This window comes from Sphingobium sp. SA916 (assembly GCF_002894065.1).
Classification (GTDB): domain Bacteria; phylum Pseudomonadota; class Alphaproteobacteria; order Sphingomonadales; family Sphingomonadaceae; genus Sphingobium; species Sphingobium fuliginis.
On record NZ_LXYF01000004.1, the window covers coordinates 1 to 1,517 of the forward strand.

General features: G+C 61.5%; 1 pseudogene. It reads right to left on the reverse strand.

Annotation, left to right across the window (positions count from 1 at the left end):
• Positions 1-244: 244 nt before the first annotated feature.
• Positions 245-1,333 (reverse strand): annotated as a pseudogene (locus A8G00_RS03295) (IS5 family transposase).
• Positions 1,334-1,517: the final 184 nt, after the last annotated feature.

The window sequence follows — 1,517 nt, forward strand, 5'->3', positions numbered from 1 at the left end:
GATCACGCAAATCGCCGTCTTATCCATAGAAACATCAAGCGCGGCATAGGCAGTCATGGCTTTCCTCCTCGATAGGGGATGCTCAATATGGGGCGAATCGCACCCAATGACCGCATCTCGAAGAACCGTCTGATTTCGGCATGATGGCGACGTGAAGGCGCGCAAATTGACGGTGAGCCCCGGTTTTTGGGTGCTGATCCGCTGATTTCCGTGTCGGAACCGGCTGCAGGGGCCGGTTTTTGCGTCATGCGGGCGCAGGACGCCCCTCAAGCCAGGCAAGACGCTGGAAGTTATAGGCCAGGTTGGCCATCCCGATCTTGATGCGGGCGCGGGCGATGCCGATGGTCCGCACGACCAGCCCCATGCGGTGCTTCTGCCCGGCGAACAAGTGCTCGACCGCCGAACGCACGGCGGATCGTTTTGCATTGGCCCTGGCGATGCGTTCGGGCATCGGCCGGCGCGGCAGCTTCTTCTGGTGGATGTGGCTGGTGAACATCCCCTTGGCGAGGAACGCCTCGTTCTTCTTCGACCGGTAGGCCGTGTCCGCCCAGACCCCCGAGCCGGTGTTGTCCTTGCTGACCACATCGGGCAGTCGTGCACCATCGTGAGCATTGGCGGCGCTGGCGTCCCAGGTACGGATCAGACCATGGGTCCTGTCGATGCCGATGTGGTTCTTGTAGCCGAACATCGGGATAGCGAGGTCGACCGGCTTGAACGCCTTGGGATCGGCGCCTTCCTTCACCTTGGCCTTGGTGTACTTGACGCTCCAGCGCGCGTCGCGATCCTTCTGGCGGAGCTTGGCGGGTTTTACTTGACAGGCCTCGGGAACGCACCCCTCCTTGATCGCCATCTTCTCCACTTCGGTATTCCGTTGTTTCGGCGCCGGCACGACCGTGGCATCGATGATTTGGCCGCCCATGGCCAGATAACCCCGATCGGTCAGCGCGGCATCGAAGCGGGCGAACAGCCGGTCGATCGCCCTGGCCTTCACGAGGCGCTCGCGGAACAGCCATACCGTCGTCGCATCCGGCACCGTGCCGTCGAGCCCAAGGCCCAGGAACCGCTGAAACGACAGCCGATCCTTGATCTGAAACTCGGTTGCCTCGTCTGACAACGAGTACAGTGCCTGCAGAACCAGGATCTTGAACATCAGCACAGGGTCGAACGGCAGACGTCCGCCCTTGGCGCGCGGGGCGCGTCGCAGGGCGGCGACCAGCGGTCAACGGAAAACCTCGAAGTCAACGACGGCCGCCAACCGCTCCAGCGGATCGCCCGCTGCACTCAGCGCCTCGTACTGGTTCGAAAGATCAAAGAAACCCGGCTGTCCCGCCATTACCGCCTCCGCTGTCGCGCAATGGCAGTGAATCAGTTCAGGCCGCTATGCACCAGAGGTTTTTCGAGATGCGGTCATTGGGTGCGATTCGCCCCATATTGAGCATCCCCTATCGAGGAGGAAAGCCATGACTGCCTATGCCGCGCTTGATGTTTCTATGGATAAGACGGCGATTTGCGTGATC